Source organism: Pseudomonas sp. IT-P2 (genome assembly GCF_949767575.1).
GTDB lineage: Bacteria > Pseudomonadota > Gammaproteobacteria > Pseudomonadales > Pseudomonadaceae > Aquipseudomonas > Aquipseudomonas pharyngis.
The window spans coordinates 554,503-577,842 of record NZ_CATKQA010000033.1 but is presented as its reverse complement, the minus strand read 5'-3'; the positions used below and the strand labels follow the sequence as shown (position 1 = coordinate 577,842).

Genomic DNA, 23,340 nt, shown 5'->3' with positions numbered 1-23,340 from the left:
ACCGCCTGCGCAGTCAGCTTGTTTATCGATTACTCATTGCCTGGAGAAAGATCATGACCGAGCTCAAACGCGTCGAACGTATCGAATCCACCCCGTTTCAGAGCCGTCCTGAGCAGAACGTCGAAGGCTGGGAGCGCATCGGCTCGCTGGCCGGCGGCGTGATCATGGTCGGCAAGGGCCTGCGCCGTGGCGGCGTATTCGGGCTGATTCAGGTGGCGATTGGCGGCGTGGCCATGGCCCGCGGCATCACCGGCCACAGTTCGGTGAAAAGCCTGCTGGAGAAAAGCCGTCAGGACATGAACAACGTGCGGGCGAAGATCGAGCGGGCCGGTGAAGAGCTGAGCAAGCTCAAGGCCAATGCCGAGGCGGCGACCAACACCGCCACCGTGACCGGCAATGACTCGGTGAAATCGCCGAAAGCCGGGGTTTGACCACTACCGAAGCAACCCGCTATCAAGGACTTTGGACGACTCGCCGAGAATGCTTTCGGCGAGTTGCACGAACTCTTTGGTGTTCACCGTCCCCAGATGCATCGCCCCGCGCAGCATGTCGTCCAGCGAGCGCTTGTTGCGGGTCTTCAGGCGAATCTCGCCGTCCAGTTCCTGCAACAACAGCACCGCTTTCGACAGCTGCGCGGGGCTGATCTGCTCGCCGCGCAGGGTCGTGACTTTCTGACTGTCCTTCGCGAGTTTCGCCTGCAAGCTCTGATAACGCTCGTCACTCATGCCGCCGGCACGGCGCACCAGTTCGATGGCGTAATACTCGGCAAACCCTTCGCTGATCCAGTCGCTGCGCTGTTCGTCGTTGATCCGCCCGAACACCTGTGCCAGTTCGCGCACCAAAGCACTGCTGCCGCTTTCGCTGACCAGCGGCAAGCGCGTGTTGAGGTAGATCGACTCCCGCGCCGCCAGGCTGCCACGCCACATCGGGTCATTGGCACCGACAATCAACAGTTTGCTCGGATGGCGCGGAAACACCGCCTGCACCTGTGGCCAGACAAACGTCAGCAGCGTCAGCACGTCCATCCGGCGCATGCCCTGCCCTTGCGGCGAGGCCACGGTGACTTCGGTTTCCCCCAACCGCGTGCGGCGGCTACCGAGGTGGCCGGCGAGCATCCAGCCGGTCGGGCGGTCGAACAGGCGTGACGGATTGTCGATGCGGAATTTGTTCTTGCCGATGCGCGGCCAGGCGGTTTCGACGCTTTTCCAGCCGTCGGGCAATTCGAAGTGCAGGCGCGCGACCAACTCGATGCCATCCTGCTGATCAAGCTTGGCCGGCGGCACCAGTTCATCGCCGCGCATCAACGCCCAGGTCGGAGTCATGCGCGTGTCGAAGCTGCCGTTCTTGCGGCCGTGGCTGATGCGCACGCGGTAGGTCAGACTGGCCTTGTCCGCCGTCGGGCGCCAGACCCCGCGCGCCGGTTTGCCCGGCGTCAGTTGCCATTGGCCGTCAGCCTTGAAGTCGCTGTAATGGCTGCCATCGCCCAGGTCGAAATCCAGACTGCGCACCGCTTCGCCTTTGGCGAGGGTCAGGCGCACTTCGGCCTGATCGCTCTGCGGCAGCAGGCGTACCTGATAATCCAGATCGACTTTCTTCGCCGCCCACACCGGCGCACTCAGCGCCAGCAGCGTGACGATCAGCGCCCGGCGCAATCCCGTCGCCATACCTGCTCCTTGGTCAATCGTCAGCCTGCGCGGAAAATCAGGTGATCTTCCCAGTCGTCTTCCGGCACGCTGCCTTCGGCGAGCATGCGCCCGGACTGGGAAATCCGTTCGTGGTGCACCGCGTCGCGATCACCGCAGACCAGGTGATGCCACAGCGGCAGGTCCTTGCCTTCGCTGACCAACCGATAACCGCAGGTCGGCGGCAGCCATTTGAATTCTTCGGCCTGGCCCGGGGTGAGCTGGATGCAGTCCGGAACAAACTTCATGCGGTTCGGGTAATCGCTGCACTGGCAGGTTTTCAGGTCCAGCAGTTTGCAGGCGATACGCGTGTAATAGACGCTGTTGTCTTCTTCATCCTCGAGCTTCTGCAGGCAGCACAGGCCGCAACCGTCGCACAGCGATTCCCATTCCTCGTGATCGAGTTGATCGAGGGTTTTGCGTATCCAGAACGGTTCGACTTTGGCGGCCATGGCTCAAGCATCAACATCAGGTGGTGAAAAGGCCGCCAGTCTAGTGCCCAAGGCCCCGTGGGCCAAGCGCTGGCGACTGCCGGTTGTGCGGGGCTTGTCAGTTTTTGCACGGCCAAGTAGCTTTGCCGGTCACACCAGGCCTTTGCCGGATGCCATTAACACTCGACCGCGTCGCATCCGGTGAACTGCAGGCTTGCGCCACAACCCCATCGTTCAGCCCAACTGATCCCGCCGGGTTTCACTTCCAACCTGTCCTCAAACGTAGCAAGGAATCTTTCGATGAGTGCCAACCCTCGCGTTGCCGAATACGCCATTCACCCGCAGTTCACCGATCGCTGGTCGCCCCGCGCCTTCACCGGCGAAGCGATCCCGGAAGAAACCCTGCTGAGCTTCTTCGAAGCCGCACGCTGGGCGCCATCGGCGTACAACTCGCAGCCGTGGCGTTTTCTCTACGCCCGTCGCGACACGCCGAACTGGGAGCGTTACCTGGGCCTGCTCAATGAATTCAACCGCAGCTGGGCACAGCACGCTTCGGCGCTGGTGATCGTGATTTCGAAAACCACCTTCACCGCACCGGGCGCCACCGAAGAAACGCCAGCGCTGTGGCACACCTTCGACACTGGTTCCGCGTGGGGCCATCTGGCGCTGCAAGCGAGCCTGAGCGGCTGGCACACCCACGGCATGGCCGGTTTCGATCAGGAGCTGACCCGCAAGGAGCTGAACATTCCGCAAGGTTACGCGCTGCATGCCGCCGTGGCGGTGGGCAAGCTGGGTGACAAGGCAACCCTGGCCGAATACCTGCAAGCACGGGAAGTCCCGAGCCCGCGTCGTCCGCTGAGCGAACTGGCGGCTGAAGGCGATTTCACCCTCTAAGCCCCGTTTGATCGTTCCCACGCTCTGCGTGGGAATGCCTCAAGGGACGCTCCGCGTCCAGTGACGCGGAGCGTCACGGGCTGCATTCCCACGCGGACGGTTCGACGCCTCGACGTGGGAACGATCTCTAGTCAGTAACCGCGTGCGAAATCCACTTCCCCGCGCAACGCTTCACCCGCCTGATACGCCCGCAAGTTATCCAGAAACAACTGCACCATCATCGGCGGCGAGGTCGGCGCCGAGCTGTGCCCGGTCAGCAGCAAGCCCCACGCAGTCCAGAACGGATGCCGTTGCGGCAGCGGCTCCTGGCGGCAGACGTCGATCACCGCGCCAGCCAGATGGCCTTCCTTCAACGCTTCGACCAGATCTGCATCGACTACCGCCACACCGCGTCCGGCGTTGATGAACAACCCGGTCGGCTTGAATTGCTTGAACAGCGCCGCATCGTAAATGTCGTGGGTGTGCTCGGTGTTGGGCAGCAGATTGACCACGTAATCCACCTCGCCGACCAGACGCGGCAAGTCCGCCATCGAACCGACTTCGACAAACGGCGCCTGCTCGCGGGCGCTGCTGGCGATGCCGTACAACTCGACGCCAAACGGCAGCAGGAACTGCGCCACACTCTGGCCGATGTCACCGGTGCCGACGATCAGCACCTTGCGTCCGACCAGACTCTGGCCGGTGCGGTTGTCCCACTTGCGCTCGACCTGGCTGACCAGCCGCGCCAGCACTTCGCGCTCGTGGCCGAGCATGTAGGTCAGCACGTACTCGGCCATCACCTGACCGAAAATGCCGACCGCCCGGGTCAGGCGGTAATCCCGGCGCAAGCCGTCAGCCAGCAGCGGCGTGATGCCGGCCCAGGTCGATTGCAGCCATTGTGGCTGGTGGCCCTGACGCAACAGGGTCGCCAACAGATCCGGCTGGCCCAGCCACACCGGGCAATCGGCAGCCTGGCGGGCCAGTTCGGCGGAGTCGCCACTGGTCAGCACTTCAAGCTCGGGGGCCGCCTGACGCAGCAGTCGGGCGTATATCGCGTGGTCGTGTTCAGCAATCAGAACGCGCATCTTCAAACCTTTCGCAAACCGTGCAGGCGGCCGTCCACTTCGTGGCAGCCGTCGCCGTAAAAACCGTTCCAGGGGTTACCAGAGGCCCAGGACAGGGCCTCGCGGATCAGACCGGGTCGTTGCGTCGCAGCAACTCTTCGGGCAAGTGCTCGATGTACTCTTCCTCGGCCGGTGGCATTTGCAGGTGATAGCCCTGCTTTTCGAGGTTTTCCAGGACCACTGCGATGTCTTCGCTGGCCAGCTTGCGCTCGGGGGTCAGCACCAGATCGAAGGAATGCTTCGCCTTGCCGAACGCCGCCATCAGGCCTTCCGGCACGCGCTCCAGCGCATCGCTTTTGAGCACGTACAGGTACATGCCGCTTTTCTTCGAACTTTGATAAATGGAACAAATACGTTTCAAGGCTGTTCTCCGGCGGTGGCCAGGCTGTCGAGCAGCTTCTGGCCCATCAATTCGCGGCGCCAGCCACGCAGCGAATCAGGCAATTGGTAAGGGCCCTCGGGGAAGCCACTTTTGACCAGCGCTTCGAGGGTTTTCTTGCGCAGCATCAGTTCCGGCGCGATGCCCAGACGTTCGGCTTCGGCCTGACCGAGCGCCCGCAGCTGTTTGATCAGCGCGGCAGCTTCGATCGGCAGCGGCTCCGGCACGGCTGGCGGCCATTGATCAGGCCCCACACTGCCAGAGCGCTTGATCAGATCAAGCAGAAACTCGCCGTCCTGACGCACGGTACGCGGGTGCATGTCTTCGATCTTGCCCAGCGCGCTGAGGTTGTCCGGTTGGGTCCGGGCCAGCGGCCACAGCGAGTGTTCACGCACGATGCGGTTGCGCGGCAGATCGCGGGCGCGGGCTTCGCGCTCGCGCCAGGCACACAGTTCGCGCAGCACGGCCAGTTGGGCACGGGACAGTTTCCACGCCAGTTTGGCCTCGCGATACACCTCGTACGGATCGGTCTCGCGGCGCAGGTTGGCAACCAGTTCGGCGCCGTCCTCCAGTACCCAGGCGTATTTGTCGTCAGACAGTTTCGGACGCAGTTGTACGAAAACCTCCGCCAGATGCACGGCGTCTTCGGCGGCATAGCTGATTTGCGTGTCGGACAACGGACGCTGCAACCAGTCGGAACGGGTTTCGCCCTTCGGCAGTTCGATGCCGAGCACTTCCTGCACCAGACGCGAATAGCCCATCGAGAACCCGAGGTTCAGGTAGGCAGCGGCCAGTTGGGTGTCGAACAGCGGCGCCGGCAGGCTGCCGGTCAGGCGCAGCAGGACTTCAAGGTCTTCGCTGCAAGCGTGCAGGACTTTGAGCACTGCCGGGTTTTCCAGCAACGCGGCCAAGGGTTGCCAGGCGTTGATGGTCAGCGGGTCGATCAGGTAGGCGCGTTTGCCGTCGCCGACCTGCAACAGCCCGGCAATCGGGTAGAAGGTGTCGACCCGCATGAATTCGGTGTCGAGGGCAACGAACGGCAGCTGCTGCCACTCGGCGCAAAACTGCGCGAGGCTATCGTTGTCGCGAATCCAGTGAATATCGATGGCCACACGGCTCTCCCTTCAAGAATGGCGCGCAGTATATATCGCCACCGGCGCTTTCCGCGCCTCTACAGGGCAAGAGCTTGATGAAATCTCCTGCCCGAGGGAAAGAATAGTCTTACAGAGTGAGTCTGCCGGCTCAGTCCTTGGCCAACACCCCGTCGATCACCGCGCCCCGGCAACCGGCAAACATGTCGAGATCCTGCTGGTAGACCTTGCTCTGCACCTCCAGCAGCCCGAGCATCGAGTGGAACAGGTTGTCCTGGCTCAGCGGCTTGTCACGGCTCATTTGCAGGCAATGGGTGTCGACCGAGTAGGACTTCTGATAGCTGTCGGAGAACCACGCCAGCATCGCCACGTGTTTCTGTTGCTCCGGCGCCAGCATGTACGGCGTGCCGTGGAGGAACAGGTTGTACTCGCCCAGGGATTCGCCGTGGTCGGACAGGTACAGCATGGCGGTATCGACCTTGTCCTGATTGCTGCGCAGTACGTCGATCAGGCTCGACAACACATGGTCGGTGTACACCAGCGTATTGTCGTAGCCGTTGACGATGCTCTCGCGGCTGCAATTGTTCAGCGCGTTGCTTTCACATACCGGGGTGAAGTGCTCGTATTCCTTCGGATAGCGCTTGAAATATTCAGGGCCGTGGCTGCCCATCTGATGCAGGACCAGCACGGTGTCCTTGTCCAGGTGGTCGATGAAGCTTTGCAGGCCCTGCAACAGGATTTCGTCGCGGCATTCGCTGTTGGCGCACAGCGCCGGATCCTTGAGGTTGCTGACGTCCTGCAGGGTGACGCGATCGCAGGTGCCTTTGCAGCCGGACTGGTTGTCGCGCCAGATCACGTCGATCCCGGCCCGTTTCAGCACGTCCAGCAGCCCTTCCTCATTCTTCGCCTTGCTGGCGTCGTAATCCTTGCGGCCCATGTTGGAGAACATGCACGGCACCGACACGGCGGTTTCCGTGCCGCAGGAATGCACGTCGGTGAAGGCGATCAGGCCGACTTCCTTGTCCAGTTTCGGCGTGGTGTCGCGGTTATAACCGAGGATGCCGAAGTTTTCCGCCCGGGCACTTTCCCCCACCACCAGCACCGTCAGGGATTTGCGCGGATGATTTTGCACGGCGGCATTGCGCTGGGCGTCTTCGCCGATCGTGACGAACGGTTGCTGCGCCGAAGCCACCTGCTCACGCAGATAACCGGCCGAGGCGCCGATGTAGTTGCTCGGCACCAGCATCAAGCGAATTTCGTGGTGATTGCGAAACAGCGACGACAGCCCTTGATAATTGGCCAGCGCAACGCCGCCAATGACCGCGACCGACGCGACACTCACCACAACTTTGCTTAATAACTCGCGATGCCAGCGACGATAGTTGACTGGAACTTTCCACAACAACCAGGACGGCAAGACACCCAGAAACACGATATAAGCCAGCAACTTCAAAGACAGCAGATCGCGCACTTCAGTGGCATTGGTTTCAGCAAAGTTACGAAACATGCCGGCATCGATCATGACCCCGTATTGGCTCATGAAATAAGCCACGCCGGCACTGACCATAAACAACAACGTCAACACGGGTTTCAACACGGGTCGAAACGCCAGCAACGTCAGCACGATGTTATACGCCGCGAAGATCATCACCCCGAACGCAATGCGCATGGCAATGCCTTTGCCGTCCGCAGCGGTGATATCGAACAGGTGCTGCCAGAGAACGAAATTGAATCCGGCCAAAAGAAAGGCGCTGGCAAACAACGTCACCCATTCCGGGCGCACGGCTTTTAACTTGAACATGGCGAGTGGCGATTTCCTTGGAATAAGTGCCGTCGTCAATTGTGAAAATTTCATTGACTCAGACCACACAAACTTTATGCAGGCAACCATCAATTTTTTGTGAAAAAGAAGCCAACGATTAGTTGGCCCATGAAATAACGATGAAACTTTCGGAGTATTTGAGAATGGTTCAGCTGTGGTTCAGTCGCGGGTGACGAGGAGCCGTATCGAATTTCTCGATAGCGCTCCCGACTTTCTGATTTGCCGCCCTGCTCGCCTGCCCGCCTAATCGACCGCCTACGGTTCAAAGGTCTGAAGATGGAAAACGTTCGCGCCACCGCCCGCCCCGCTGTCTGGCTGATGCTCGGCATCATCCTGGTCGCCCTCAATCTGCGTCCGTCGATGGCGGCGGTGGGGCCTTTGCTCTCGGCCATTCGCGGCGATGTGCCGCTGAGTTTCAGCCTTGCAGCGTTACTGACCCTGCTGCCGGTGATGGCGATGGGGCTGGCGATGTTTTTCGGCATGGCGGTCAGCCAGCGCCTCGGTGAACAGCGCACGGTGCTGCTGTCGTTGCTGATCATTGGCGTGGCAACGCTGTCGCGGTTGTTCCTCGACTCGGCGGGGGGATTGATCGCCAGCGCCGTGCTGGCCGGGATCGGCATTGCACTGATCCAGGCCCTGATGCCCGCGCTGATCAAATCGCGGTTTCCCGACAACGTGGCGCTGTGCATGGGGCTTTACGTCACTTCGATCATGGGCGGCGCGGCGCTGGCCGCTTCGTTCGCACCGTGGGTGCTGATGCAGACCGGCAACTGGCGGGCGGGACTGGCCGTCTGGGCAGTTTTGGCACTGCTCGCCATGCCTGTCTGGTGGGCAACTCGTGACACGTCACCGGACACCACCCGATCTGTTGTGAGAAAAGAATCCTTCTTCACGAATTCCCGCGCCTGGTTGCTCGCGATCTTCTTCGGTCTGGGCACCGCGTCCTACACCTGCGTGCTCGCCTGGTTGGCGCCGTACTACGTGGAAAAAGGCTGGAGCGAACAAAACGCCGGCCTGATGCTGGGTTTTCTGACGGCCATGGAGGTGATTTCCGGGCTGGCGGTGCCCGCCATCGCCAATCGCAGCCGTGACCGACGCCAGGTGCTCGGCGCTCTGCTCGGCCTGATCATCGCCGGATTCCTGGGGCTGATCCTCAGCCCGCAGCACCTGAGCCTGCTGTGGCCCTGCCTGCTCGGGTTAGGCATCGGCGGACTGTTCCCGATGAGCCTGATCGTGTCCCTAGATCACCTCGACGAACCGCAACGTGCCGGCGGGCTGACCGCATTTGTACAAGGCATCGGTTACCTGATTGCCGCACTGTCGCCGCTGATGGCCGGCGTGGTTCGCGATCGACTGGGCAGCTTCGAGTGGGCGTGGTGGTCACTGACAGCAGTGATGGCGCTCATGCTGCTGATGGTGCTGCGTTTCAATCCACGGCATTACGCACGGCACATGGCTAATCTGACCGACCCGTCTGGATAAAGGCTTCTGGCCATCTTTGCCGGGTTTGATTGGGCACGTCGTGTTACTAAAACTTTCTGTCCCACAACTGACCGTGAAACGTCCTACAGGGCTTTCTCCTGGCACCATCGTTCCGTTACGATCAAGCGCACACGTTTGCGCGGATTCGGCGCAAGGAGCACAGCGAGACAGAACGGATGCTGAACAGTAACTTGCTTAGAAAGCTCGACATGCAGGATCTCATGGTGTTTGTCGCCGTGTATGAGCAAAGCAGCGTCACCGATGTCTCGGAGGCGCTGTTTGTCAGTCAGTCCACCGTCAGTTACTGCCTGAAAAAACTGCGCACCAGCTTCGAAGACGAATTGTTCGTCAACACCCGCACAGGCATGCGTCCGACCTACAAGGCCAGCAGCATGTACGGCCATGTGCAGAAAATCCTCGAAAGCATCAACCTGTGCCACGCCGGCGCCCCGACCTTCGACCCGATGGCGCAACCGGTGACCTTCAACATCTGCGCACCGGAATACTTCGAGCAACTGATCCTGCCGCGAATGTTGAAACGCTTCGACTTCGATGATTTGCCGGTGATGGTCAACATGCACAAGTTCGAAACCGACGTGCCGGTCGAAGAATTGCGCGACGGCAGTCTCGATCTGGTGATCTGTTTCGGTCCGAACTTCCATCGCAGTCACGCCGACCTGAAATCACGCATGCTGCTGGAAGATGACCTGGTCTGCGTCTTCGACAAACGCGCCACGCCGCTGGAACCGCGCCTGAGCCTGCAAGCCTTCACCGAACGCCGGCATGTGTTCCCGACACCGTGGACGTCGACCACCAACATGGTCGATGGCTGGCTGGCACGGCAGGCGCAGAAACGCCAGATCGTCGCCCGTTCCAACAGTTACAGCGCGGCGCTGAAGATGATCACCGGCACCGACTTCATCCTGACCCTGCCCCGGCGCATTCAGCGTTTGCTGACCAACGACGCGGTGTTCCAGCACTGCGAGGCGCCCAATGGTCTGCCGGGCTTCACCCTCGACATGCAGTGGAGCCACAACGTCGATCAGGACAGCGCCAACCTCTGGTTGCGCGAGCAGGTCATCAAGACCTGCGCGGAGCTGGAAGCCGCCTGAGTCCTACACGCCAATGGCGGTCTTGTTGTAGGACCCACGGTCGATGTCGAGCAGTTCCACGCTCAACTGCACCTCGACCCCGACCGGCCATTCGCACAGTTCCTGCAACACCGCCAGCAGGCTCTGCGAAAGTTGCGTCTTGATCTCAGAGGAACGACCGCTGAGCAGCGCCAGCCTTACCGCCACAAAGGCGCGCTCGTTCATGGCGGTGCCGACCTTGAAGGTTTCAACCTTGGTGGCACGACTCTTGATATCGAACTCCGCCGCGAATTGACCGGAACCCACCAGCGTGTTGTTGAGCCGGATCAACGCCACGTCGGCGTTCAGTTGCGGCAGGTTGGCGGTGTATTCCAGGTGCAGATGTGGCATCTCGGTGCTCCAGCGGTTCGGCAGAAAGGTCGTACATATAACACAGCATCGTCTGACTCACTCCAACGATGACATCACCGGACGCTCACTCATGAACTGCTCCAGCCGCGAGCGCAACCAGCGCTCGGCCGGGTCGCTGTCGACGTGGCTGAGCCAGACCATCGACAGGTCGAGGGTCGGGGTCTTGAACGGGAACGGCTCCTTGAACAGCAGCCCGGATGCGGCCATGGCATCGGCGGTGTAGTCCGGCAGGCTGGCGATCAGATCGGTGCCGGCCAGCAGCGCCGGCAACGAACTGTACTGCGGCACCGACAGCACCACCTGACGGGTGCGGCCGATGTCCGCCAGCCACTCATCGGCGTAGCCGCTGACATTCGCGGTGTGGGAAACCAGCACGTGCGGTCGTGCGCAATATTCATCGAGGGTCAGTGGCGTGTCGGACTTGTCGGCACGCAGGATGCTCGGCTGAATGTGCCGCAACAATTTGCGCTTGGCATTGGCCGGAAGGCCGCGGGTCTGGCTGATGCCGACGGTGATATCGCCCGCGGCCAGCAGATCGGGAATCCGCCAGTAATCGACGTGCTGCACCACGAACACCACGCTCGGCGCCTCCTGGCGCAAGGCGCGCAACAACGGTGGCAGCAGACCGAATTCGACGTCATCCGACAGACCGATGCGAAAGGTCATGGTGCTGACGGCGGGATCGAAATCCCGGGTCAGGCTCAGCGCCACCGACAGCGAGTCGAGCGCAGGTTTGAGATGGCGATAAATGTCTTCGGCACGAGCGGTCGGCTCCATGCGATGGCCCACGCGAATGAACAACGGATCGTTAAGCAGGGTGCGCAGACGGTTGAGCGCCGAACTGATGGTCGGCTGGCCGAGAAACAGTTTCTCGGCGGCCCGGGTCACGTTGCGTTCGAGCATCAAGGTCTCGAACACCACCATCAGGTTGATGTCGGCCTTGCGAAGTTCATTGCGGTTCATCCATTGCCCCCCCGATTCCCAGATGGCGGCAGTGTAGAAAGGCCGTGAGGGCGGCGTCCATCGAAACGCGGCGTCATTGCACCGTCAACGTCTTCAGCCCCAAGCCCATAATCCGCGAATCGTCGTTGATACCCAGCTGCCGAGGGCTGACGGCATCCGGCAGCTGCAATTCGATATCGAGCCGGTCATCGCTCCCGAGGCGCTGGCTGAGCTGGGCGCTGATCGGGATTTCCAGGCGATTATCTTGAAACTGCGTCAAACGGGTCTCCAGTACCTGTTGGCCGTTCAGACTGACTATCACCCGCTGGCCGGGGTGCCGGGGCTGGATGAATGCCAATGCGTCGATCACGATCGAGCGTGTCGGAGGGAGCACCCGCAATTGGATTTTCGCCTGTCGCCCTTCCGTCCACGTCCCCCAGCTTTCCGGCGTCGACCAGCCGCTGACCAGTTGTCGGTTTCGATAATTGAAGGTGAGCGTTTGTCCCGGGCGAGTGAGGGGGATCAGTGACATCCGCCGCCCCTCATCCTGCACGGACAGACACTGCGCACAACGCTTCCAGCCAGGCGCCAGCACTGCCATCCCGTCCACGCGAGTCAGCAGATCGGTTTCACTGTTGATGGTTCTTGCGGCATCGACCAGAACATCATCGTCCAGGAGATATAGGGAGTCCGCGTCGTACTGCCCCGAGTCAAGCATCGCGCGAGCTTTCTGCTGTGCCCGCGCCAGCGCCGAAGTGCTCATGCGTCCCAGATAGACCGCGTCGGTTTTCATCCCGTGGGTCGCTGCGAAACCGGCAATCATCTGCCAGCGCTCACCCTGATTCCGTGGCATCAGGCTGCGGACATTGGCATAACGCGCTGCGGCACTCGTCCAGAAAGGATCCGTCATCGGGCTGGCCCAGACCGACGAAGGCGCCACCCATTTTCCCTGCCGCAGCCCCATCCAGCCGTTGCGGCTGTCGGCGACCTGGATCAGCAGCGCCACCGCAAGCAGACCAATGGCGATACGCGGTCGATAACCGCGCACCACCAGAAAAATCGCAGCCAGGATGCAGACGTACAGAACCGGCCAGAACATCCGGCCCGAGGCACGAAAGATATTGGCCAGCGCGACAAGACTTTTCGGCAGCGGATAACCGAAGTTCCACGCCCCGATGCCGATCTGATTCGACAGCGCGAACAGCCATAAACCCAACAACGCCATCAACAGCCATGGACGTGCGCGCACCTGATGGTTCAGCGATTGGTGGTTGCGAAACCAGGCCATCAGCGCCAGCGGCATCAACAAGAGAACGCCCAGGCCAAGGTAGTTGAAACCTTCGTAATCCCCGTCAGCCTTTGGCAGGTCAGGCAGGATCAATGACCAGCCAGCCGGGTCGACGGGCGACAACAGATTCATCCTGTACAAACCAAAACCGCCGGAGGCCGCACCATCGGCAATGCTGAAGTAACCGGCCTGCCAGCAACACACGCTCACCAGGGCGAAAAGCATGCCCCCTTCGATCACACTCTGACGCCGGCTCAAAGACTGATTGAATGTCTTGCCCAGCAGATCCGCCACCCAGATCAGCGCAACCATCGCCAGCAGATAGGCGTGCACCCATGCCGTCACCGCCAGCAAGGCTCCCCAGGCGAGGCGCCGTCGGCGCAGATTTGGCAGCAGCGCCAGGTACAGCGAGGCCAGGATCAGGAAATGGCCGGCCAGTGAAAGATGTCCGCCCATACGCAAGAACATCGCTGGCGAGAACACCAGCAGCCCGGCACCCAGCAGTCGAATCAAGGGATTGGCCGTCATCAGCCCAATCAGTTTCCAGCCGAACCAGGCTTGCAGGACACAACAGGCCAGCAGCCACAATCCGAAATACTGAAAGGTGTCCGGCAACCAGGCATTGAATGGTTTGAACAGCAGCGCCAGCAAAGGATTGGAGTCGGAAAAAATGATCGCACTGCCCAGTTCCAACCCGTAAGAAGGATTGAGCCCGAGCGGAAAAACCCACGGCGAATGCCGGAAAAACGCCCAGCCCAGATAATGCGTTGCAGGATCGCCCTGCTGCAGCCAGGCAATGTTCTGCGGGTTCAGCGCCTGCGGCCCGACTACCAGAAAAAACACCAGAACACCCAATAACACGGGCAATAGAAATAGAGCCGGATGCTCGCGTGAATCCTTCATCGATACGTCCAGAAGTTATGCAGTACAAACGTGAACGCCGGAATCGTCAGCGCCACTGCACCGATACCCGCCAGATAATGCAGCCCGGCCATCTGCGCCGCCCAGGCCACGAACATCGCCAACAGAAAGCCACCCGCCGAAACCATCAGAAAACGCAGCAGGGTCTTGCCGTGCAACCGGGCGGAAAAACTCCAGGTGGTGTTGATGATGTAGGACACCACCGTCGCCACGATAAAGGCCACACCATTGGCCAACGGAGGCAGGGGGCTGACGAAGTTGATGAACAGCACCGCCACCAGCGCGTGCAGCGCCGTGACAAACAGACCGGTCACGGCGAAGCGCAAGCCGCGCTGGATCAAGGCGGATCTTTCAGTGGGTGTCACGGCTTGCGCGCCAGCACGAAGACACTCAGACCAGCGAGGCGATTGATACCCATCAACGGCAGCTCAAGACTGCACAGGGTTTTCAGCAGCATATTGACCAACGGATGGTGTTTTTTCAGTTGTGAACGCGGTGCCGAACCCCGAGTGCCGCCGGGCATCAGGCGCGACGCCAGCGCAAGCGGGAACACCGCTCCGAAATAATAGGCGCCCCGCTCCACCGTCAATCCGGCGTTGCCCGCCAGAGCCTCGAATTGCCCCAGGGTGTAGCGACGCTTGTGTTCGAGGAAATCATCGTGCCCGCTCCACATGAACTGGAACGCCGGCACGGTCATCAGAAAGCGACTGCCGGACGGCACTTTGTCGACGTAGGACTTGAGCAGGCCGAGGTCGTCTTCGACGTGTTCCAGTACATCCATCAGTAACACCAGATCAGCGTCGACGTTGTCGATCGAGCGACGGTAATGCACCGGTTTGCCGACGGTGGTGGCGCTTGAATCGGCCGGGTAGCTGATGTCCACGCACCACGCTTCGCGCGCCGCCGTGCGGGTCAACAAATGATGGGAGAAGAATCCTGAACCGGCGCCGACGTCGAGAATTCGTTTGATCGGCGCCTCACCCAGCAGGCGGCGGGTGGCGGCCGCTTTGGAGCAGTAATACCAATGCTCGCCGATGCTGTCGCCGAGGATGTCGGTTTCCTTGAGATCCATGCTTCAGTCCTTGGATTCGTAAATGCGGCGCACCAGGAAAACCGGCCGGCGCTTCGCTTCGATATAAGTGCGGCCCAGGTACTCGCCGAGCACGCCGATGCCGATCAACTGCAAGCCGCCGAGAAACGTCACAGCAACCATCAGCGAGGCGTAACCGGGCAAGTCAACGCCATGAATGAGCGTGCGCAGCACAATGAACATCGCAAAGGCGAACGACACCAGAGAGACCAGCGCCCCCAGATACGTCCAGATCCGCAACGGTTCGGTGCTGAAACTGGTGATGCCCTCCAGGGCAAAATTCCACAGCCGCCAGCCATTGAACTTGCTATGCCCCGCCGCCCGCTCCGGGCGTTCGTACTCGACCTGGGTGGTGCGAAATCCGACCCAGGCGAACAGGCCTTTCATGAAGCGCCGGGATTCGGGCAGCGTCAGTAGCGCGTCGACCACGCAGCGATCCATCAGCCGGAAATCACCGACGTTTTCCGGCAATGACTGTTCGGCAATTTTGTTGTGCAGGCGATAGAACCAACTGGCGGAAGTTTGCTTGGCCCAAGTATCGTTGCGCCGGCTAAGGCGATGGCCGAGCACCACCTCGAAGCCTTCACGCCAACGCTCGATCATTTGCAAAATGACCTCGGGCGGATCCTGCAGATCAACGTCGATCGGCACCACGATCTGTCCCGTTGCGACCTGCAATCCGGCGGACAACGCCGCTTCCTTGCCGAAATTGCGGCTCAGATCGACAATTCGGATGCGCGAATCGCTCTGCTGGCAATGCAGCAAGCGTTCCAGCGTCGTATCGGAACTGCCGTCATTGACGAACACCAGTTCCAGCTGGACGAGCGCCTCTTGCTCGAAAACCTGATGAATGCGCAGGAGAAAGCCGTCGAGGCTGTCCTCTTCATTGAATACGGGCACTACCAGCGACAACGTCACCGGGCCCGCGTGCTGCGTTCCATTCGAGTGGGTCAATGGACTGCTCTTTTTTATAGTGATTGTCGGTCGCCGAACGCTGTTCGACGCCATGAGCCGCACCGTATTAAGCAGCAGCCCTGAATGTCATGCAAGGGTGAAACGAGGGCGTTCCGGCCAATCCGGAGGACGATCCCTGCGCTCTGGCCCGCGCCTTTCAGAAACATTCACGAACGATTGGAAACAAATCCTCGATAGCCAAAAAACCGCGCTCCGCTAGGCTTGCGTCGAAGCGACAGGTTGTCGCACAAACGCATCGCATGGAGCGAACTGAATGTATTTCGAGATTTACAGGCAATCCAAAGGCACCCCGAGCACCGGTAAAGGCCAATGGCGCTGGAGATTAAGGGCGGGGAATCACGAGACGGTCGCCAGTGGCGAATCGTATGTGAACAAGGCGGATTGTCTGCATGTGATCGAGTTGATCAAAGGTGTGAAGGGTGAGACACCGGTCAAGGAGATCTGAGGAAAACCCAAGACGCCGAGCTGCCTGTATTGGCAGCTCCGGCGACTTGACGAATGCGGTTTCAGAACCTCTCGGGAATGTGCCTGAACGGATAATCCGACTCTTTGTATCCCCCCGGTTTCTGCCGCTTGGGCAAGGTCACCTTCTCTCGCGGCACCTCTTTGTAGGGGATGCGACTGAGCAGGTCGGAGATGATATTGAGCCGCGCCCGACGTTTGTCGTTCGAGTTGGCCACAAGCCACGGTGCGTAATCGGTGTCGGTCGCTTCAATCATGTCGTCCCGCGCCCGGGAGTAGTCATACCAGCGGCTGTAGGACTTGAGGTCCATCGGCGACAGCTTCCAGATCTTGCGACCGTCGACAATGCGCGCCTCCAGGCGCCGGGTCTGTTCTTCCTGACTGACATTCAGCCAGTACTTGAGCAGGATCACCCCCGAACCGACAACTGCGCGCTCCACCAGCGGCACGGTCTTGAGAAACTTGTCGACCTGTTTGTCCGTGCAAAAGCCCATCACCCGCTCGACGCCGGCGCGGTTGTACCAACTGCGATCAAAGATCACCACTTCGCCGGCCGCCGGCAAATGTGGCAGATAGCGCTGCATGTACATCTGACTCTTCTCGCGATCGGTCGGGGCCGGTAACGCGATCACGCGAAAGACTCGCGGGCTGACCCGCTCGGTCAGCGCCTTGATGGTGCCGCCCTTGCCTGCACCGTCGCGGCCTTCGAAGATGATGCAGATCTTGATGCCTTCGGCCTTCACCCACTCCTGCATTTTCACCAGTTCGATATGCAGGCGGCGCAACTCGGCAAGGTAGTCCTTGTTCGACAGTTTTGTATGTTCGTCAGTTTTTTCTCGGGGCGAGTCTTTCTTCTTTCCCTTTGCCATGACCAGACCTCTCGGGTTGGAACGACAGCCAGGCTCGTTGGCAATGCATGACCTGGAACCGGAAAGTTTAGTCATTTATCGCAAAACGCAAGGAAACGTGCAGTAAGTCACAGACAACGTGCTTATTTCGAAAAAGCCTGTGCAGTTTTTGACGGAACGCCAATCGCCAACCATCCTCCATCACGGCGCAGCGTCCGATGTTGGCCGTGGATGTCTCGCTGGATGCAAACCTGCCATTTGGATGTGGGGAAGAGGTCATGCACAGTTCGCTCTTGCGTGCCGCGTCGCTCCTGCTCGCCTTGAGCACTGCACCGCTCTTGTTGCAGGCCGCCGATGCGCCTGCGGCCCCGGCAGCTGCCAGCGCTGCGACCAAAGATGCCGTGTTTACCACGGAACAGCTCGATCAGATGCTCGCGTCGATTGCCCTGTATCCCGATCCACTGCTCGCTCAAGTGCTGATGGCCGCCACCTATCCGGGAGAGGTCGCCGAAGCCGTGACCTGGTCCAAGGCCCACCCGGACGCCAAGGGCGATGATGCGGTCAAGCAAGTGGCCAGCCAGACGTGGGATCCGAGCGTGCAGGCCTTGGTGGCGTTTCCGCAGGTTTTGGCGACGCTGGGGCAGGATCCGGTCTGGGTGCAACGTCTGGGGGATGCCTTCCTGGCCCAGCCTGACGAACTCATGGCCGGCGTTCAGCGCTTGCGGCGTCAGGCCCAGACGGCGGGCAATCTACAGAGCAATCAATATCAGAATGTGACGGTGCAGAACGTAACGCCGCCCATCTCTTCCGGGTCAACCAAGCCGGCCGACAACACGACCATCATCATTCAGCCCGCCGATCCGCAGGTGGTCTACGTTCCGACCTATAACCCGACTACTACTTACGGCACCTGGCCTTATCCGGCCTCGCCGCCGGTGTATTACCCGCCGCCGCCCGCTTACTATCCGGGTCAGGCACTGGTGGCCGGGCTGGCCTTCGGTACGGGCGTGGCGGTCGTCGCGTCGTTGTGGGGCGACTGCGACTGGGGCAATAACGACATCGACATCGATGTGAACCGTTACAACAACATCAACGCCAACAACCGGATCACCAACAACCAGAACAAATGGCAGCACAACACCGTGCATCGCGATGGCGTGCCCTACCGTGACAACCGCAGCCGCGCGCAGTATGGCCGGCAACTGGACGGTGCGGCTCAGCGTGATGCCTATCGCGGGGACAACGCGCAGCGGGCCCAGGCTCGGGAACGGGCGCGCAGTTCGATGGACAGGGCCGGTATCGAACACCCCGCCACCAGCAATCGGGAAGCCCGCAATCAAGTCCGCGAAGCGCAATCTGCCAATGCCGGCAACCGACTACAAGGCGGTGCGGACAGGCCCCGAGCCGCCGACCGCGCTCAAGGCAACACGCGGGAAGCGCGGCAACCGAGCGCGAATCAACGTGATACCCGTGCATCTCAAGCCCGACCCGCAGCAGGCAGCGCACGAAACAACGCCTTCGCCGGCGCGCGTTCCCCGTCACAAACCCGAGTCCAGGCCGATCGCGGCCGGGCCAGCCAGATTTCTGCGCAACGTCCCAATACCTCCCGCGCCGCCGGACATCAGATCAGCCGGCCATCCGGCGGGGGCATGCGTCAGAGAGGAGGTGGCCGTCGATGAACATCCATTCTCTGGTCAAAAACTGCCTGACCCTCGCGGCCGGCCTCGCATTGTCGAGCTTCGCCTCGGCCCAGCAGGTATTTCCAACCCCGGAAAAAGCCGCGGACGCCTTCGTCGAAGCCCTCGGCACGCAACACGCCGACCAAAAACGCCTGACCGAACTGCTGGGCGAGGAATGGCACAGCTTCATTCCCCGTGAAGGCGTGCAGCGCAGCGATGTCGATGCCTTCCTGCAGCAATACCGCGAACAGCACACCCTGGAAAAGACCGGCGACAGCAAGGCCGTGCTCTCCGTCGGGCCCGATCACTGGACGCTGCCCATCCCGCTCATCAAAGACAAAACCGGTTGGCGCTTCGACATGAACGCCGCAAAGGCCGAAATCCGTGCCCGCCGCATCGGCCGCAACGAACTGGCGGCAGTGCAATCGGCGCTGGCCTACCACGACGCGCAAATGGACTACGCCTCGGAAGACCGCGACGGCGACGGCGCCCTCGAATACGCACAGAAAATCTTCAGCTCCCCCGGCAAACACGACGGCCTCTATTGGCCAGAAGACGACAGCGGCCAGATCAGCCCCCTCGGCCCCGCCTTCGGCCAGGCCATCAACGACGAAGACTGGCACGGCTACCACTTCCGCATCCTCGACGCCCAAGGCCCGTCAGCACCCGGCGGCGCTTACAGCTATCTGATTGGAGACAAGATGAGCCGCGGGTTCGCCTTGATCGCGTGGCCAGCGAAGTATGGCGACACCGGAGTGATGAGCTTCATGATCAGCCATGAGGGCCAGGTGTTTCAGAAGGATCTCGGGCCGGATGGGGAGAAAGTGGCGAAAGCGATGAAGCGGTTTGATCCGGATGATAGTTGGGAGGTGGTGGATTTGGGGCAGAAGTAGTTGGGGTGTCGAATTGCGCCGGATCAGAAACGAAAAAGCCCCGTAGCTTCTCAGCTACGGGGCTTTTTCTATGTATGGCGGAGAGATAGGGATTCGAACCCTAGGTACCGGTGAAGGTACAACGGATTTCGAATCCGTCCCATTCGGCCACTCTGGCATCTCTCCAACGGCGCGCATCATAACAACACTTTCGCTGAATGGGAAACCCCCAGACGAAATTTTTTCCGTGCTATCAGATGCTTGCGTCGATTAAAGCGGTACGCCCAGACGGTTGGCGACTTCTTCGTAGGCTTCGATGACGTCACCGAGGCCCTGACGGAAGCGGTCCTTGTCCATCTTCTTCTTGGTGTCCTTGTCCCACAGACGGCAGCCGTCCGGGCTGAATTCGTCGCCCAGGACGATGGAGCCGTCGCTGAACACGCCGAATTCCAGCTTGAAGTCCACCAGCAGCAGACCTGCGTCGTCGAACAGTTTGCTCAGGACTTCGTTGACCTTGAGCGACAGTTCTTTCATGCGCGCCAGTTGCTCGGCGGTGCCCCAACCGAAGGCAACGACGTGGGATTCGTTGATGAACGGGTCGCCCTTGGCGTCGTCCTTCAGGAACAGTTCGAAGGTGTACGGGTTGAGCTTCATGCCCTCCTCGACGCCCAGACGCTTGACCAGGCTGCCGGCGGCGTAGTTACGCACGACGCACTCGACCGGGATCATGTCGAGTTTTTTCACCAGCACTTCGTTGTCGGCCAGCAGTTTGTCGAATTGGGTCGGAATTCCGGCCGCTTCGAGTTTCTGCATGATGAAGGCGTTGAACTTGTTGTTCACCATGCCTTTGCGGTCGAGCTGCTCGATGCGCTTGCCGTCGAACGCCGAAGTGTCGTTGCGAAACAGCAGGATCAAGCGGTCAGCGTCGTCGGTCTTGTAAACCGATTTGGCTTTGCCGCGGTAGAGTTCTTCACGTTTTTCCATGATGGGCTCCGCTTGCTAAGTAGATGGGCTAGGCGATGTGGCGCCAGTCGAGCCCTGAATCTTGATCGGCCAGTTGCAGCCAGTCCGGGTCGCACCCGAGGGTGTCGACAAAACATTGCCGGGCCAGCTGCGGCAGGTTGTTCTTGCTGCTCAGATGGGCCAGGACCAGGTGTTGCAAGCCTTGCCAGCCCAACTCGGCCACCAGGAATGCCGCCTGATGGTTGTTCAAATGTCCCAGCTCGCCGCCCACCCGCTGCTTGAGAAAGTACGGGTAATGACCACGGGCCAGCATGTCGCGACAATGGTTGGACTCGATCATCAACGCATCGAGGTCCCGATAGCCGTCCAGCACCCGCTCACAGTATGAACCCAGGTCGGTCAGCAGGCCGAAGCGCCGCTGCTCTTGATCGCTGAATACGTACTGGGTCGGTTCCTGTGCATCATGGGCCACGGCAATGACCCCGATGTTCAGAGCACCGATCTGCAACTGCTCGCCACCGGTCACGAAACCGGCAGGTTCAATCGGTTTGCGCATCCCGCGCAGTGTGCCGCGACTGAGGTAGACAGGCAGATTGTAGCGCCGAGACAGCAAACCCACGCCATGCACGTGGTCGGCATGTTCGTGGGTTACGAGTATCGCGCTCAGTTGCGCCGGGTTCACACCCAGGCGCAACAGGCGTTTTTCGGTTTCCCGCAGGGAAAAACCACAATCCACCAGCACATACGTATCAGCACTGGCGATCAGCGTGCCGTTCCCTTGGCTACCGCTGCCGAGAACGGCAAAACGCATTGGATCAGCCCAGGTTGTCCTGAATCACGCTCAACACTTTGCGGGCCACATCGGCCGGCGCAACGGTGTTGATGTTTTTCTCGACGGTCACCTGAACGTTCTCGCCGACCTTGCTCAGGCGAACCTGATAACGCTCGGCGCGGGCTTCAACTTCTTCCTTGGTCGGCGCGCTGCCGAACAGGCTGCTGAAGAAACCAGGCTTCTCGTCTTTCTTCTCGGCCTTTTCGGACAAGTTGATGTAGTAGAGACCGAGGCTACGGTTGATGTCTTCAACGCGCCACTCGCCCTGTTCCAGCGCACGACCGACGCTCGACCAGGCACGATCCAGGTCCGTACCGACGTTGAGTACCGGGTTGCCGCTGCCGTCTTCGCTCAGGCTGACACGGCTCGGGGTATCGAAATCACGCGAAGCCAGCATCGACACCGAACCACCCTTCTCGGAGGTTCGGCTCATGCTCGCGAGCATGTCGTCGACCAGCGCAGCGTCGAGGCCGGTGTTGACCGAACGGTTGGTGAAATCGACATTGGCGGTGCTGCCGGCAGGACGCTCGGCGCTGACCACATAGACTTCACTGGTGTTGCGCTGCACGCCCGGTTCGATGCGCACCCGCACGCGGGTTTCGCTGTCGGTGCTGACGCCGGCGGCGCTCAGGCGCTTGGCCATGGCGGCGGACAGTTCGTCGGAATGCTGCCAGGTGGTGGTGAATTCGCCGGTTTGCGGGCGCTGTTCATCCAGACGGAAACCGTTGTCCTGGAAGTACTGCACCGCCACTGGCCAGACTTCGGCCGGTGGATGCTGGGCCATGACCCAACGCGAATCACCGCTTTTCTGCAGTGAGTAGTCGCTGGCGTCGGCCACGGTCGACAGTGGTTGAGGGCGCGGAACGATGTACTCACCCTTGGCGGTGTCGTCGGCCACGTTGCGCGGGATCGGCAGCAGCGGATCCAGACGCTTGGAGGTGCTGACGTCCGGTGGCAGTTGCATCGGTGCAGTCTGTTGCGCTTCCAGGTAATCGCTACCACGGTCACGGAAATAACCTTCCGGGCCCCAGATCCATCCGCAGCCACTGGTGCTGGAGATAATCAAGGCAAGTGCGGAAAGTCCGGCCATTCGCTTCATGCGTTGTACTTCCTCAATTAAACCAGGACGTTGCACTGGCGCAGGGCCGAGCGCAGCGTTTCATGACAAGGAGCGCTCAGCCAGGTCAGCGGCAGGCGGATGCCTTGGTGCATCAGGCCCATTTCGACCAAAGCCCACTTCACCGGAATCGGGTTGGCTTCGATGAACAGGTCCTTGTGCAGCGGCATCAGTTTTTCGTTGATGGCCCGTGCGGTCTCGGCGTCGCCCTTGAGCGCGGCCTCGCACAGGTCGGCCATTTCGCGCGGGGCGACGTTGGCGGTGACGGAGATGTTGCCCTTGCCGCCCAGCAGGATCAGCTCGACTGCGGTCGGATCATCGCCGGACAGCACGATGAAGTCCTTGCTCACGCCGTCGATGATTGCCTTGGCACGCTTCAGGTCGCCGGTCGCTTCCTTGATGCCGATGATGTTCGGCACGGTGGACAGGCGGATCACGGTCTCGGCCTGCATGTCGCAGGAGGTGCGGCCAGGAACGTTGTAGAGAATCTGTGGGATGTCGACCGCTTCGGCGATGTGCTTGAAGTGCTGGTACAGGCCTTCCTGAGTCGGCTTGTTGTAGTACGGGACGACCAGCAGGCAGGCATCGGCGCCGGCTTCTTTAGCGTTGCGGGTCAGCTCGACCGCTTCGCGGGTCGAGTTGGCGCCAGTACCGGCGATCACCGGAATACGACCGGCAACCTGTTTGACCACGGCTTTGATGACGGCGATGTGTTCTTCTACATCAAGGGTTGCCGACTCGCCGGTGGTGCCGACCGCGACAATGGCATGGGTGCCGTTCTTGAGATGGAAGTCCACGAGTTTGCTGAGGCTGTCCCAGTCAAGACGCCCTTGTGCATCCATGGGTGTGACCAGTGCCACCATACTGCCCGCAATCATGAAACCGCTCCTGCCGGAAAAAGAGAGCGGTAATGGTACTGGCGCCAAGATGCTTGCACAAGCGAAGTACTGTGCCGCCATTCCCCT

The 23,340-nt window shown here is 60.7% G+C and carries 24 protein-coding genes and 1 tRNA gene; 7 read left to right on the top strand and 18 right to left on the bottom strand.

Annotated features, from left to right (window positions below):
- Nucleotides 1–53 precede the first annotated feature (53 nt).
- A complete protein-coding gene (locus ACM6JM_RS18870; protein WP_039772634.1) occupies nt 54–431 on the top strand; it encodes a DUF2892 domain-containing protein in 378 nt (125 codons plus the stop codon).
- A gap of 3 nt (nt 432–434) precedes the next feature.
- On the opposite strand, the gene ACM6JM_RS18865 is transcribed toward ACM6JM_RS18870, so the two are convergent.
- The gene (locus ACM6JM_RS18865; protein ID WP_414882330.1) at nt 435–1,664 is read right to left on the bottom strand and encodes a hypothetical protein; all 1,230 of its coding nucleotides are present in this window, start codon (nt 1,662–1,664) and stop codon (nt 435–437) included.
- A gap of 20 nt (nt 1,665–1,684) precedes the next feature.
- Entirely contained in the window at nt 1,685–2,134 is a 450-nt protein-coding gene (locus ACM6JM_RS18860; protein WP_007958058.1) for a YcgN family cysteine cluster protein, read from the bottom strand.
- 279 nt (nt 2,135–2,413) lie between these two features.
- Between ACM6JM_RS18860 and ACM6JM_RS18855 the strand changes: the two genes are divergently transcribed.
- Nucleotides 2,414–3,007: a nitroreductase family protein gene (locus tag ACM6JM_RS18855; RefSeq protein ID WP_039772638.1), complete on the top strand. Its 594-nt coding sequence runs from the start codon at nt 2,414–2,416 to the stop codon at nt 3,005–3,007.
- A 131-nt stretch (nt 3,008–3,138) separates the two neighbouring features.
- Here ACM6JM_RS18855 and ACM6JM_RS18850 read toward each other — a convergent pair whose 3' ends face one another.
- The 4 genes from ACM6JM_RS18850 to ACM6JM_RS18835 all read right to left on the bottom strand — a co-directional run bounded on the left by ACM6JM_RS18850 (nt 3,139) and on the right by ACM6JM_RS18835 (nt 7,381).
- Complete coding sequence (locus ACM6JM_RS18850) at nt 3,139–4,071, bottom strand: D-2-hydroxyacid dehydrogenase (RefSeq protein ID WP_039772640.1); 933 nt, start codon at nt 4,069–4,071, stop codon at nt 3,139–3,141.
- A gap of 106 nt (nt 4,072–4,177) precedes the next feature.
- Nucleotides 4,178–4,471 carry a YcgL domain-containing protein gene (locus ACM6JM_RS18845; RefSeq protein ID WP_007958052.1) on the bottom strand — a complete coding sequence of 98 codons (294 nt, stop codon included), beginning with the start codon at nt 4,469–4,471 and terminating at the stop codon, nt 4,178–4,180.
- Nucleotides 4,468–5,601: a ribonuclease D gene (gene rnd, locus ACM6JM_RS18840; RefSeq protein WP_039772643.1), complete on the bottom strand. Its 1,134-nt coding sequence runs from the start codon at nt 5,599–5,601 to the stop codon at nt 4,468–4,470. The genes ACM6JM_RS18845 and rnd overlap by 4 nt, the downstream gene beginning before the upstream one ends.
- Before the next feature lie 130 nt (nt 5,602–5,731).
- Nucleotides 5,732–7,381, bottom strand: coding sequence for a phosphoethanolamine transferase (locus tag ACM6JM_RS18835; RefSeq protein WP_414882329.1), 1,650 nt, complete (start codon nt 7,379–7,381; stop codon nt 5,732–5,734).
- 297 nt (nt 7,382–7,678) lie between these two features.
- On the opposite strand from ACM6JM_RS18835, the gene ACM6JM_RS18830 reads away from it, so the two are divergent.
- The gene (locus tag ACM6JM_RS18830) at nt 7,679–8,884 is read left to right on the top strand and encodes a cyanate transporter (RefSeq protein ID WP_414882328.1); all 1,206 of its coding nucleotides are present in this window, start codon (nt 7,679–7,681) and stop codon (nt 8,882–8,884) included.
- 176 nt (nt 8,885–9,060) lie between these two features.
- Nucleotides 9,061–9,996, top strand: coding sequence for a LysR family transcriptional regulator (locus ACM6JM_RS18825; RefSeq protein WP_064383125.1), 936 nt, complete (start codon nt 9,061–9,063; stop codon nt 9,994–9,996).
- Between the two features lie 3 nt (nt 9,997–9,999).
- Here ACM6JM_RS18825 and ACM6JM_RS18820 read toward each other — a convergent pair whose 3' ends face one another.
- The 6 genes from ACM6JM_RS18820 to ACM6JM_RS18795 form a co-directional block, all read right to left on the bottom strand.
- Nucleotides 10,000–10,365: a 5-carboxymethyl-2-hydroxymuconate Delta-isomerase gene (locus ACM6JM_RS18820; protein WP_039772649.1), complete on the bottom strand. Its 366-nt coding sequence runs from the start codon at nt 10,363–10,365 to the stop codon at nt 10,000–10,002.
- A 57-nt stretch (nt 10,366–10,422) separates the two neighbouring features.
- Nucleotides 10,423–11,349 carry a LysR substrate-binding domain-containing protein gene (locus tag ACM6JM_RS18815; RefSeq protein ID WP_039772651.1) on the bottom strand — a complete coding sequence of 309 codons (927 nt, stop codon included), beginning with the start codon at nt 11,347–11,349 and terminating at the stop codon, nt 10,423–10,425.
- 73 nt (nt 11,350–11,422) lie between these two features.
- Nucleotides 11,423–13,519, bottom strand: coding sequence for a DUF6311 domain-containing protein (locus tag ACM6JM_RS18810; RefSeq protein ID WP_414882327.1), 2,097 nt, complete (start codon nt 13,517–13,519; stop codon nt 11,423–11,425).
- Nucleotides 13,516–13,902 (bottom strand): GtrA family protein, encoded by a 387-nt coding sequence (locus tag ACM6JM_RS18805; protein ID WP_039772655.1) that lies wholly within the window; start codon nt 13,900–13,902, stop codon nt 13,516–13,518. The genes ACM6JM_RS18810 and ACM6JM_RS18805 overlap by 4 nt, the downstream gene beginning before the upstream one ends.
- The gene (locus ACM6JM_RS18800; protein ID WP_039772657.1) at nt 13,899–14,609 is read right to left on the bottom strand and encodes a class I SAM-dependent methyltransferase; all 711 of its coding nucleotides are present in this window, start codon (nt 14,607–14,609) and stop codon (nt 13,899–13,901) included. The genes ACM6JM_RS18805 and ACM6JM_RS18800 overlap by 4 nt, the downstream gene beginning before the upstream one ends.
- A gap of 3 nt (nt 14,610–14,612) precedes the next feature.
- On the bottom strand, nt 14,613–15,581 hold the full coding sequence (locus tag ACM6JM_RS18795) for a glycosyltransferase family 2 protein (protein WP_039772658.1): 969 nt from the start codon (nt 15,579–15,581) through the stop codon (nt 14,613–14,615).
- Nucleotides 15,582–15,855: 274 nt separating this feature from the next.
- Between ACM6JM_RS18795 and ACM6JM_RS18790 the strand changes: the two genes are divergently transcribed.
- Nucleotides 15,856–16,047 carry a YegP family protein gene (locus ACM6JM_RS18790; protein ID WP_039772660.1) on the top strand — a complete coding sequence of 64 codons (192 nt, stop codon included), beginning with the start codon at nt 15,856–15,858 and terminating at the stop codon, nt 16,045–16,047.
- A 61-nt stretch (nt 16,048–16,108) separates the two neighbouring features.
- Here the strand turns inward: ACM6JM_RS18790 and ppk2 are convergent, their stop codons facing one another.
- A complete protein-coding gene (gene ppk2 / locus ACM6JM_RS18785; protein WP_129972853.1) occupies nt 16,109–16,933 on the bottom strand; it encodes a polyphosphate kinase 2 in 825 nt (274 codons plus the stop codon).
- Nucleotides 16,934–17,190: 257 nt separating this feature from the next.
- Here ppk2 and ACM6JM_RS18780 point away from each other — a divergent pair, with 257 nt between their 5' ends.
- Together ACM6JM_RS18780 and ACM6JM_RS18775 are read left to right on the top strand one after the other, a co-directional pair.
- Nucleotides 17,191–18,591: a DUF3300 domain-containing protein gene (locus tag ACM6JM_RS18780; RefSeq protein ID WP_414882326.1), complete on the top strand. Its 1,401-nt coding sequence runs from the start codon at nt 17,191–17,193 to the stop codon at nt 18,589–18,591.
- Nucleotides 18,588–19,484 carry a DUF2950 domain-containing protein gene (locus ACM6JM_RS18775; protein ID WP_103386830.1) on the top strand — a complete coding sequence of 299 codons (897 nt, stop codon included), beginning with the start codon at nt 18,588–18,590 and terminating at the stop codon, nt 19,482–19,484. The genes ACM6JM_RS18780 and ACM6JM_RS18775 overlap by 4 nt, the downstream gene beginning before the upstream one ends.
- Nucleotides 19,485–19,559: 75 nt before the next feature.
- Here ACM6JM_RS18775 and ACM6JM_RS18770 read toward each other — a convergent pair.
- The 5 genes from ACM6JM_RS18770 to dapA form a co-directional block, all read right to left on the bottom strand.
- Nucleotides 19,560–19,649 (bottom strand) — tRNA-Ser (locus ACM6JM_RS18770).
- A gap of 84 nt (nt 19,650–19,733) precedes the next feature.
- Nucleotides 19,734–20,447 carry a phosphoribosylaminoimidazolesuccinocarboxamide synthase gene (gene purC, locus ACM6JM_RS18765; RefSeq protein WP_007958019.1) on the bottom strand — a complete coding sequence of 238 codons (714 nt, stop codon included), beginning with the start codon at nt 20,445–20,447 and terminating at the stop codon, nt 19,734–19,736.
- Between the two features lie 28 nt (nt 20,448–20,475).
- Nucleotides 20,476–21,237 (bottom strand): MBL fold metallo-hydrolase, encoded by a 762-nt coding sequence (locus ACM6JM_RS18760; protein ID WP_011332911.1) that lies wholly within the window; start codon nt 21,235–21,237, stop codon nt 20,476–20,478.
- Nucleotides 21,238–21,241: 4 nt separating this feature from the next.
- Nucleotides 21,242–22,357, bottom strand: coding sequence for an outer membrane protein assembly factor BamC (gene bamC / locus ACM6JM_RS18755; RefSeq protein ID WP_011332910.1), 1,116 nt, complete (start codon nt 22,355–22,357; stop codon nt 21,242–21,244).
- A 17-nt stretch (nt 22,358–22,374) separates the two neighbouring features.
- Nucleotides 22,375–23,253: a 4-hydroxy-tetrahydrodipicolinate synthase gene (gene dapA, locus ACM6JM_RS18750; RefSeq protein ID WP_007958015.1), complete on the bottom strand. Its 879-nt coding sequence runs from the start codon at nt 23,251–23,253 to the stop codon at nt 22,375–22,377.
- Nucleotides 23,254–23,340 lie beyond the last annotated feature (87 nt).

Excerpts from the sequence above, each read along its gene's own strand:
- ACM6JM_RS18870 (WP_039772634.1), top strand. The coding sequence starts at position 54 with ATGACCGAGCTCAAACGCGTCGAACGTATCGAATCCACCCCGTTTCAG.
- ACM6JM_RS18865 (WP_414882330.1), bottom strand. The coding sequence starts at position 1,664 with ATGGCGACGGGATTGCGCCGGGCGCTGATCGTCACGCTGCTGGCGCTG.
- ACM6JM_RS18860 (WP_007958058.1), bottom strand. The coding sequence starts at position 2,134 with ATGGCCGCCAAAGTCGAACCGTTCTGGATACGCAAAACCCTCGATCAA.
- ACM6JM_RS18855 (WP_039772638.1), top strand. The coding sequence starts at position 2,414 with ATGAGTGCCAACCCTCGCGTTGCCGAATACGCCATTCACCCGCAGTTC.
- ACM6JM_RS18850 (WP_039772640.1), bottom strand. The coding sequence starts at position 4,071 with ATGCGCGTTCTGATTGCTGAACACGACCACGCGATATACGCCCGACTG.
- ACM6JM_RS18835 (WP_414882329.1), bottom strand. The coding sequence starts at position 7,381 with ATGTTCAAGTTAAAAGCCGTGCGCCCGGAATGGGTGACGTTGTTTGCC.
- ACM6JM_RS18830 (WP_414882328.1), top strand. The coding sequence starts at position 7,679 with ATGGAAAACGTTCGCGCCACCGCCCGCCCCGCTGTCTGGCTGATGCTC.
- ACM6JM_RS18825 (WP_064383125.1), top strand. The coding sequence starts at position 9,061 with ATGCTGAACAGTAACTTGCTTAGAAAGCTCGACATGCAGGATCTCATG.
- ACM6JM_RS18820 (WP_039772649.1), bottom strand. The coding sequence starts at position 10,365 with ATGCCACATCTGCACCTGGAATACACCGCCAACCTGCCGCAACTGAAC.
- ACM6JM_RS18815 (WP_039772651.1), bottom strand. The coding sequence starts at position 11,349 with ATGAACCGCAATGAACTTCGCAAGGCCGACATCAACCTGATGGTGGTG.
- ACM6JM_RS18810 (WP_414882327.1), bottom strand. The coding sequence starts at position 13,519 with ATGAAGGATTCACGCGAGCATCCGGCTCTATTTCTATTGCCCGTGTTA.
- ACM6JM_RS18800 (WP_039772657.1), bottom strand. The coding sequence starts at position 14,609 with ATGGATCTCAAGGAAACCGACATCCTCGGCGACAGCATCGGCGAGCAT.
- ACM6JM_RS18790 (WP_039772660.1), top strand. The coding sequence starts at position 15,856 with ATGTATTTCGAGATTTACAGGCAATCCAAAGGCACCCCGAGCACCGGT.
- ppk2 (WP_129972853.1), bottom strand. The coding sequence starts at position 16,933 with ATGGCAAAGGGAAAGAAGAAAGACTCGCCCCGAGAAAAAACTGACGAA.
- ACM6JM_RS18780 (WP_414882326.1), top strand. The coding sequence starts at position 17,191 with ATGCACAGTTCGCTCTTGCGTGCCGCGTCGCTCCTGCTCGCCTTGAGC.
- ACM6JM_RS18775 (WP_103386830.1), top strand. The coding sequence starts at position 18,588 with ATGAACATCCATTCTCTGGTCAAAAACTGCCTGACCCTCGCGGCCGGC.
- purC (WP_007958019.1), bottom strand. The coding sequence starts at position 20,447 with ATGGAAAAACGTGAAGAACTCTACCGCGGCAAAGCCAAATCGGTTTAC.
- ACM6JM_RS18760 (WP_011332911.1), bottom strand. The coding sequence starts at position 21,237 with ATGCGTTTTGCCGTTCTCGGCAGCGGTAGCCAAGGGAACGGCACGCTG.
- bamC (WP_011332910.1), bottom strand. The coding sequence starts at position 22,357 with ATGAAGCGAATGGCCGGACTTTCCGCACTTGCCTTGATTATCTCCAGC.
- dapA (WP_007958015.1), bottom strand. The coding sequence starts at position 23,253 with ATGATTGCGGGCAGTATGGTGGCACTGGTCACACCCATGGATGCACAA.